General features: G+C 70.5%; 7 protein-coding genes. 1 reads left to right on the top strand and 6 read right to left on the bottom strand.

Going from position 1 to position 7,856, the window contains the following annotated elements; genetic code table 11:
- The first annotated feature begins 150 nt into the window (after nt 1–150).
- Entirely contained in the window at nt 151–690 is a 540-nt protein-coding gene (locus tag ACK5F2_RS07830) for a nuclear transport factor 2 family protein (protein WP_409863929.1), read from the top strand.
- A gap of 42 nt (nt 691–732) precedes the next feature.
- Here the strand turns inward: ACK5F2_RS07830 and ACK5F2_RS07825 are convergent, their stop codons facing one another.
- The 6 genes from ACK5F2_RS07825 to ACK5F2_RS07800 form a co-directional block, all read right to left on the bottom strand.
- Entirely contained in the window at nt 733–1,608 is an 876-nt protein-coding gene (locus ACK5F2_RS07825) for a substrate-binding periplasmic protein (RefSeq protein ID WP_409863927.1), read from the bottom strand.
- Nucleotides 1,609–1,740: 132 nt separating this feature from the next.
- Nucleotides 1,741–1,941 carry a hypothetical protein gene (locus tag ACK5F2_RS07820; RefSeq protein WP_409863925.1) on the bottom strand — a complete coding sequence of 67 codons (201 nt, stop codon included), beginning with the start codon at nt 1,939–1,941 and terminating at the stop codon, nt 1,741–1,743.
- A gap of 27 nt (nt 1,942–1,968) precedes the next feature.
- Nucleotides 1,969–3,549, bottom strand: a complete 1,581-nt coding sequence (locus ACK5F2_RS07815; RefSeq protein ID WP_409863923.1) for a uracil-xanthine permease family protein — start codon at nt 3,547–3,549, stop codon at nt 1,969–1,971.
- A gap of 4 nt (nt 3,550–3,553) precedes the next feature.
- A complete protein-coding gene (locus ACK5F2_RS07810) occupies nt 3,554–5,191 on the bottom strand; it encodes a Na/Pi symporter (protein WP_409863922.1) in 1,638 nt (545 codons plus the stop codon).
- Nucleotides 5,192–5,213: 22 nt separating this feature from the next.
- Nucleotides 5,214–5,558: an STAS domain-containing protein gene (locus ACK5F2_RS07805; protein ID WP_409863921.1), complete on the bottom strand. Its 345-nt coding sequence runs from the start codon at nt 5,556–5,558 to the stop codon at nt 5,214–5,216.
- Between the two features lie 58 nt (nt 5,559–5,616).
- Nucleotides 5,617–7,856: SpoIIE family protein phosphatase (locus ACK5F2_RS07800; protein ID WP_409863920.1), on the bottom strand; the 2,240-nt coding region annotated here is incomplete at its 5' end.

Below are 7,856 nucleotides of genomic sequence, written 5' to 3'. Positions count from 1 at the left end.
ATCTGCATCCCATCACATCCCCCTGGCGAGCAGCCCGCACGCCCCCGACGATGCCGCCCACCCCTTGCTGTGCGATTTCAGGCCCCTCGCGCCTGGGCCAGCAAGGCACACGCACCGGGAGCCGCCATGTTGATGATGATGAGGAAGAAGATGCAGCCGAAGCGAACCCCGAGGCCCGCGGCGCTGCTGTCCGCGCTGGCCTTGGCCAGCCTCACCGCAGGCTGCGCATTGCAGCAGCAGCCGCCGCCCGCCGCGGCGCCCGCCAGCGCCCAGCAAGCCGCGCTAGAGAAATTGGGCCCCTTGTTTGACCAGCTCGCCCAGCTGGACGCCCAGGTGTTCGACGCCTTCAACCGCTGCGAGCAGCCCGGCCAGCTGGAGCGGCATGCGGGCTTCTTTGCCGAGGGCGTGGAGTTCTATCACGACCAGGGCGGCGTGACCTGGAGCCGGGCCGAGATGATGGCCAACACGCAAAAGCATGTGTGCGGCAAGTTCCGCCGCGAGCTGGTGCCGGGCAGCTTGCGGGTCTATCCCCTCAAGGACTTTGGCGCCCTGACCCAGGGCGTGCACCGCTTCTGCCAGCACGGCTCCGTGCGCTGCGAGGGGGCGGCGGACTTCATGATGATCTGGCGCCAGGAGGGCGCGCAGTGGCGCATCACCCGCGTGCTGAGCTACGGGCACCGTGCGCTATGAGGCCTGCGCCCTGGCGGGCCGTCTGTCCTGGCCCCGGGCGCCTCAGTTCAGCCAGAACGGCCGCGGCAGCGGGCCGGTGGCGCTGTCCGAGGGGGATGACTTCAGGTAGATCAGCCGGCGCTTCTTGAGCTGGGCTCGGGCGATGGTGTCGGCGAATGTGGCCCGGAACAGGGCCTCGAAAGAGCCGTCGCTGCGCATGCGTTTGAGGCCCTGCTCGAAGCGGCGCCGCAGCTCCGTGTCGTCCTTGTGGAACATCAGGTACACCGGGTTGGGATAGACCAGGGCCAGATGCGGGTCGACCATCAGTCGGCGCTTGTCGGCATGCTGCTCCAGCTCGGCCCAGGCCTCATGCAGGCCGCGGTGGAAGTAGTGGAAGCGGCCCGCCTCCAGCATGGCCAGCAGGGTTTCGGCGTTGCCGGCACCCATGACGGGCAGGCGGTTGAGCTCGAACAGGCGGTAGTCGCTCCACTGGCTGCCGAAGCCGCCCTTGAGCTGGCGCAGATCGTCCAGGCTGCGCACCTTGGCAAACAAGGCCTGGTCGTGGCGGTTGATCAGGAGCAGGCGATAGCCCAGCATGCCCTGGTGCAGATCGAAGGGAATCGCGTCGAACTCCGCCAGGCGCTCGGCGGTGGGCGGCATATAGACCAGATGAACCTTGCGCTCGCGCAGCAGGGCCAGGCAGCGCTCCTGGCTGGGATCGGGGCCGTCGGCAAAGGCTTGCAGGTCCAGCGCCGGTTCGCCGGGCAGCTGGGTCTTGTGCAGGATCTGGCGCACCAGCGCCATGCGGTAGGCGTAGCGGGCTGGATCGCTCTGGCAGACCCGCAGCGCCGTGGCACTGGCCGAGCTCGGGGCCAGTGACAGGGAGAGCAGAAGGAGGAGTGCGCCGAGCGAGGCCAAGCCTGTCAGCTTGCGGATCATTGGATGCTTCATCGGGCACCAACGCCGGATGCACGGGAATCGAAATCGCGCGCAGTCTAAGCGGGCGAGCCGTGGCTTTTTGTGTCAGCACGCCGCAGGCTTGTATCAAATTGCGCGCGACGGGCGCGGCCCTCAATGGTCGAAGTGCAGCCGCAGCACCGCATGGCCCGAGCCCAGACTGGCGCTGCTGAGCTTGTCGGCCAGGTGGCGCATCAGCACGCCGGAGACGCGGGCCATGGCGGCGTCGAGCTGGCTGTCGTCCTCGCTGAGCATCAGGGCATCCAGGTCGAGCGGGGCATTCGCCGCGCCATGGGCGGGGCCAGTGCCGCCCACCGGCAAGGGCTCGCCCTCATGGAGCAGCTACAGGTCGAAGTTGAATTCGTCAAAGCTGCCGCGGATCACCTGCTGGCGCCCGCCGCCAGCGGCGCTGATGGCCTCGCTGGCTTCCAGCGCGGCCAGGGCCGCGCGGCGCACGATGTCCATGCGCGCGCCCCAGGCGGCGCCCTGGCGCTCCACAAAGGCCGTGAGCTGGTGGTTCAGCGGGCCCTGGCGCGGGTCCAGCTCGCAGCTGGCGCGCAGCCGCGTGCCCAGGCGGAACAGCAGGTTCAGGCTCATCACGCACACGCCCGTGACCACAAAGCCATCGCCGGCCAGCAGGGCCAGGCCCTCGGGCAGGCCCTGGCTCAGGCCCGGCATCAGCATGGTGGCCAGACCGGCGCAAAGCGACAGGCCCACCATGAAGATGCCGCGGCTGTCGAGCGCGCGGGTGGCAATCATCTCGATGCCCGAGACGATGAGGTAGGCCGCGGCATAGAGCGAGATGGCGCCCAGCACCGCCTGCGGGATGAGGGTGAGCGCCATGGTCAGCAGGGGGCTCAGGGCCACCAGCAGCAGCAGGGCGGCGCAGGCCAGGCCGATATAGCGGCTGCTGGAGCCGGTGGCATGCACCAGGGCGATATTGGCCGAGCTGGGCGCGGTGGGAAAGCTGCCGAACAGGCCGCTCACAAAGTCACTCGCCCCATTGGCGCGGATGCCGCGGCCCACCATCTGCATATCGGCGCGGCGCCAGTCGGCGTTGTCGGTCTTGTCCATCACGATCAGGCAGCCGATGTTGTCCAGCTGGTTGAGCGTGGCGATCAGCACGATGGCAAAGATGATCTCGGGCCCCAGATTGAAGCTGGGCGTAATCGGCTGGGGCAGGGCCAGCCAGGGCGCGCCCTGCAGCCACTCCAGGCCCAGCAGGCGGTCGCTGAGCGCGGCGATGAGCAAGCCCGTGAGCAGGCCGGCCAGCACGCCCAGCAGCTTGAAGCGCCGTCCGCCCCAGACCGAGAAGATCACGATGCTGGCCAGGGTGGCGCCGGCGATGAGGGTGCTCACGCCATCGATCTGCAGCCCGCCGGCCGGCGCGGCCGAGGCCTGCACACCCAGGGCATTGCGCATGGCCGGCTCCACCAGACCCAGGCCGCCCATGCACACCACGGTGCCCACCACGGTGGGCGGGAAGAGGGCGCGCAGATGGCGCATCAGTGGGCCCACGCAGAGCGTGACGCCGGCGGCAATCAGGCTCACCTGCACCAGGGAGCCCAGGCCGTAGCTGGCGATGGCCGCCGCAGCCACGGTGATCATCATCGGGTCGGGCTGGAAGACCAGCAGGGTGCCGCTGCCCCAGCGCCCGCCCCAGGCTTGCAGGGCCGTGCCCATGGCCATGCCCAGCAGGGTCATGGCCACGATGGAATGGGTTTGCGGCAGGCTCAGGCCCGCGATCTTGGCGGCGGCCAGCACATGCGCGATCAGGGCCAGCACCGTGGCCGCATGCTGCAGGGCCAGCAGGCTCAGGGCGCCGGGCGGCGGGCATTCGTCGGCCGCATAGATCAGCTCGAAGGGGCGGCGCACCGGCTTGGAGGGCGGCAGCCAGCGGCCCAGGGTCTGGAGCAGGGTCATGGCATCAGGAGGCAGGGGGGCTGGCGGGCGCGTCCAGCAGCAGGACATAGCGGCGGGCCAGCCAGACGCAGCGCTCGAACACGGTGGTGGCGCTGAACACGGCCTGGCGCAGGCCGGACTCCAGCTCGCTGCCCTGCAGACGGCGGCGTATGCCGTCCATCAGCTCGGAGCGGTCGTGCGTGAGGCTGCGCAGCAGGGCCAGGTCTTCGGCGTCGGGCAGGGGGCGGCTGGCGGTGTCGGCCAGGGTTTCAAGCATCAGGTGCAGGCTTTGCACCAGCTGGTCCAGCAGCAGGGCCACGGGGGCGCCGTCGGCCGCCGCGCCGCCGGCCGTCTGCGCGGCCTGGTGCAGCTCCACCAGCGAGTCCTGCAGCGAGGCCAGCAGGCGGTTGCGGTCGCGCAGCACCATGCAGCGCTCCAGCACATCGCGGCTGCGCTGGCGGTCCGCCAGCTCCACCAGGAACTGCTCGCAGAGCTGCAGCACCTGGGCCTCGGCGGCCTGGCGTTCGGCGGGGCCCAGGGCGGGGCTGCCCTCGCAGGCGAGCCGGTCCTGGCGCAGGGGGTCGAGGTAGGCGGGCAGGCAGGCCAGCAGGCGCTGCTGCTCCTTGTCGGCCAGCAGCAGGGCGGTCTCGGCCTCGTCCAGCGCCTCGTCGTGCACAGAGTGCGGCCGGCTCAGGTTCTCCTGCAGCGAGGGCGCGGCCCAGGCCTCCAGCCAGCGCAGGGCGGGCGCCTGCAGCGCCCGGCTGGCCAGATCGCTGAGCAGCTGCACCACCATGTAGAAGACGGCCAGGCGCGCGGCCAGGCCCAGGCCGAAGTGCTGCTCCAGCAGCCGGCCGAAGGGATCGTCCAGCAGCCAGCGGTTGGCGGCGTAGAAGAGCAGGGTGAGCAGCAGGCCCTGCAGGCGCAGCAAGACCTGGAACAGCACCAGCTGGCGGGCGCTGCCCTGCAGCCGGCCGGCCAGGCTCCAGGCCGAGGCGGCCGAACCCAGGCCCGCGCCCATCACCAGCATGGCGCCGCCATTCCAGCCGATCAGGCCGCCGGCAGCCAGGCTCATGGTGATGACCACCACCGTGGTGGACGACTGCGCGGCCCAGGCCACGGCGGCCCCCATCAGGAAGCTGGGCAGCAGCCACACGCCCAGCTCGCTGATGTGCAGGCGCAGCCAGGGCTCGGTGCGCAGCAGGGCGGCGCCGCTCTTGATGTAGTCGGTGCCCAGGAAGAGCAGGCCCAGGCCCAGCAGGGCGCCCACGGCATGGCGCCAGCGGGTGGATTGATCGATCTGCCGGTAGTAGGCCATGCCGGTTAGGCCCACCAGGCACAGGGCCAGGGCGTGCAGATCGATGGCCGCCACCAGGGCCAGCGCCGAGGTGCCCAGATTGGCCCAGCGGATGATGGGAAAGGCGCGCTGCCGGTCCATGGCGCCGGCCGTGACCAGGGCCACCAGCACATGGATGACCGCGTTGACGCTCTGCATCACCGCGCCGGCCAGCAGGCCGAACAGAGCGAGGGAGCCGCGCCCGGTGACGGCGCGCGCGATCAGCTGGCGCAGACGGCGCCCCACCACCTGACGCAGATGGCTGCTGATCAGGCGCACGCCGATGAAGAACAGGCCCAGCCCGGCGAACAGGCTGATGAAGATGCTCATGAAACCGGGGCGGCGTGGGCGCTCAGGCCGCCAGCTGGCGCAGACCCTCGGCGCGGTCCGCAACGCTGTCGATGATCTTGAGGAAGCCGCTGATCTCGAACACCTCGCGCACATGCTGGGGCAGGCCGCACAGCAGCAGGCGGCCCTGGGCCTGCTTGGCGCGCTTGGCCGCCATCAGCACCACGCGCAGGCCGGCGCTGGAGATGTAGTCCACGGCGGCAAAGTCCATCAGCGCGCGCGCGCCGGGGGTGGCAAACAGGTCTTGCACGGCCTGCTCGAAGGCGCCGGCGGTGGCGCTGTCGATGCGGCCCTTGAGTTGAACCAGGCGGGCGCCTTGCTCATCGCTGCTGTGGTGTTCGAAGCTCATGGGGGTGCGGTCTTTCTGCGGGTCGAATTCGGGTGGGGCGCTGACGCGGGGCGGGGGCTCAAGCCTTCTTGAGCGTCTTGAGCAGCACGATCAGGTTGCCGCTGCCGTCGTAGAAGGCGCGCACCTCGTCCATCATGGTCTTGACCATGTGCACGCCCAGGCCGCCCACCTCGCGGGCTTCCACGCTGGCGTCCAGGCTGGGCGCGGGGGCCTCAACAAAGGGATCGAAGGGCGGGGCGTCGTCCTTGAGGATGATTTCCAGCCATTCCTCCGAGCGCGAGAGCCGCACATGGATGGGGCGGTCGGGCGCACCGTGCAGGCCGTGCTGGATGGTGTTGGTGATCAGCTCTTCCAGGCAGAGGTTGACGGCAAAGGCCAGGTCGGGGCGTTCGCTCAGCGCCTCGTCCACGGCCGCGGCCAGGGGGGCGATCTCCTCGACCCGGCTTTGCAGCCGGTACTCCAGCAGCAGGGTCTTGTTCTTCAGTTCCAGGGGGGCGTGGCTCACGGTCAGAGCTCCTCGGGCTTGTGGGCTGGCGGGCGTGTCGGTGGTGGCGGGAATCAGCAGGGCGGGGGCGGCCTCGCCCTGCGGCTTGCGGCATAGCAGCAGGGCGGTCAGGTCGTCGCTGGGCTCGGCGCCGCCCACGAAGTCGGCCACATCGCGCACCAGGCTGGCCAGCTTGTCGGCGGCTTGCGGCTCGCGGCTGGCGCGCAGCCAGGCGAACAGGCGGTCTTCGCCATAGGCCCGGCCGGCGGCGTCGAAGGCCTCGGTGATGCCGTCGGTATAGAGCAGCAGGGTGTCGCCGGCATGCAGGCGGGTCTGGCGCGGGCTGTAGCTCATGCCGGGCAGCACGCCCAGGGCCACATCGCGCGGGCAGTCCAGGGCGAGCACCTCACCCTGCGCGCTGCGCAGCAGGGGCGCCGGGTGGCCGGCGCTGGCATAGACCAGGCTGCCATCGCGCGGGTCGTAGATGCAGTAGCAGGCGGTGACGAAGAGCTCCATGGGATTGCGCCCGCTGAGCAGCTCGTTGGCGCGTGCCAGCACCTCCTCCGGGCCCAGGCCGTCCTGGGCCAGGTCTTGCAGCACGGTGCGCGAGACGGCCATGAAGAAGGCCGCGCCCACGCCCTTGCCGGCCACATCGGCGACCAGAAAGCCCCAGCGGCCGCCGGACAGCGCAAAGCAGTCATAGAAGTCACCACCCAGCTCGCGCGCCGGCTGCATGCAGGCCTGCATGGAAAAGTCCGCGGTGTCGGGAAAGTGCTGGGGCAGGATGGCCTGCTGCATATCGCGGGCCGACTCCAGCTCTTCCTGCACCCGCAGGGCGGCCAGGTGCAGCTGGTCGTTCTTGTCGGCCAGCTCCAGGGTGCGCTGCTGCACCAGGCGCTCCAGCTCGCGCTGGCGCGACTCGTTCTGCTCGCGGATCACCTCCAGCAGCCGCCCCACCTCGGCGGCCACGGTGTTGAAGTTGCCGGCCACCAGGACCAGCTCGTCCTGGGTGTCGATGCGGATGCGGGTGTCCAGACGGCCGGCGCAGAAGTCCTGCGTGCCTTGCGAGAGCCGGCGCAGCGAGCGCAGGGTGGAGACATAGATGCCGGCAAAGAGATAGGCAATGGCGGCCATGGCGCCCACCAGCAGGGCGCCCACCTGCCACTGGCTGCGGCGCAGCTGGGCCAGGCGCTCCTGCAGCAGCAGGTCGGCCTGCGTGATGGCCGCCTGCATCAGGGCCTGGACCTGTGCCAGATTGGCCTGGGCCAGGGGGCGCAGCTCGGCCATGGCCTGAGGTCGGTCCAGCACCTTGTCCACCGCATCTTGCTGGCGCTCGACGCGGGCCAGCAGCTCGGCCAGCTGGGGCTGGAGTCCGGCGCGGTCGCCCGTGGCGAGCAGCTGCTGCATGCCGGCGCGCAGCGCGGGCACGGACTCGCTGAGCACCACCTGGGCGGCCACGGCATAGCTGGCCATGCTCTCGCTGGACAGGGCCAGCGCGTCCTGCTGCTTGGCCAGGGTCTCCATCAGCAGGGGCAGGCGGTGGCTGAGCATCTCGAAGGCCGCGTCCAGCGTGGGGTCCACATTGCGGCGGTGGGCGCGGGCGCTCTGGCGCATCAGGGCCAGCAAGGAGTTGATGGCGCCGGTGTGGGCGGCGAAGCGGCGCTGCGCATCGTCGTCGCCCTGGGCACTCAGCTCGCGCAGCTGTTGCCATTGCTGCTGCAGGCGCTGGCCCAGAGCGGGCAGGGCGCTGGGCGGGGCATGGGTCGGGAGCTGGGGCGCGGCGGCCCAGCCCAGCAGGGCCTGCTGCTCGGGGG

The organism is Roseateles sp. (assembly GCF_046300915.1).
In the GTDB taxonomy this organism is placed as follows: Bacteria; Pseudomonadota; Gammaproteobacteria; order Burkholderiales; family Burkholderiaceae_C; genus Kinneretia.
The sequence above is the reverse complement of the archived record's forward strand: the minus strand, read 5'-3'. Positions and strand labels throughout refer to the sequence as shown.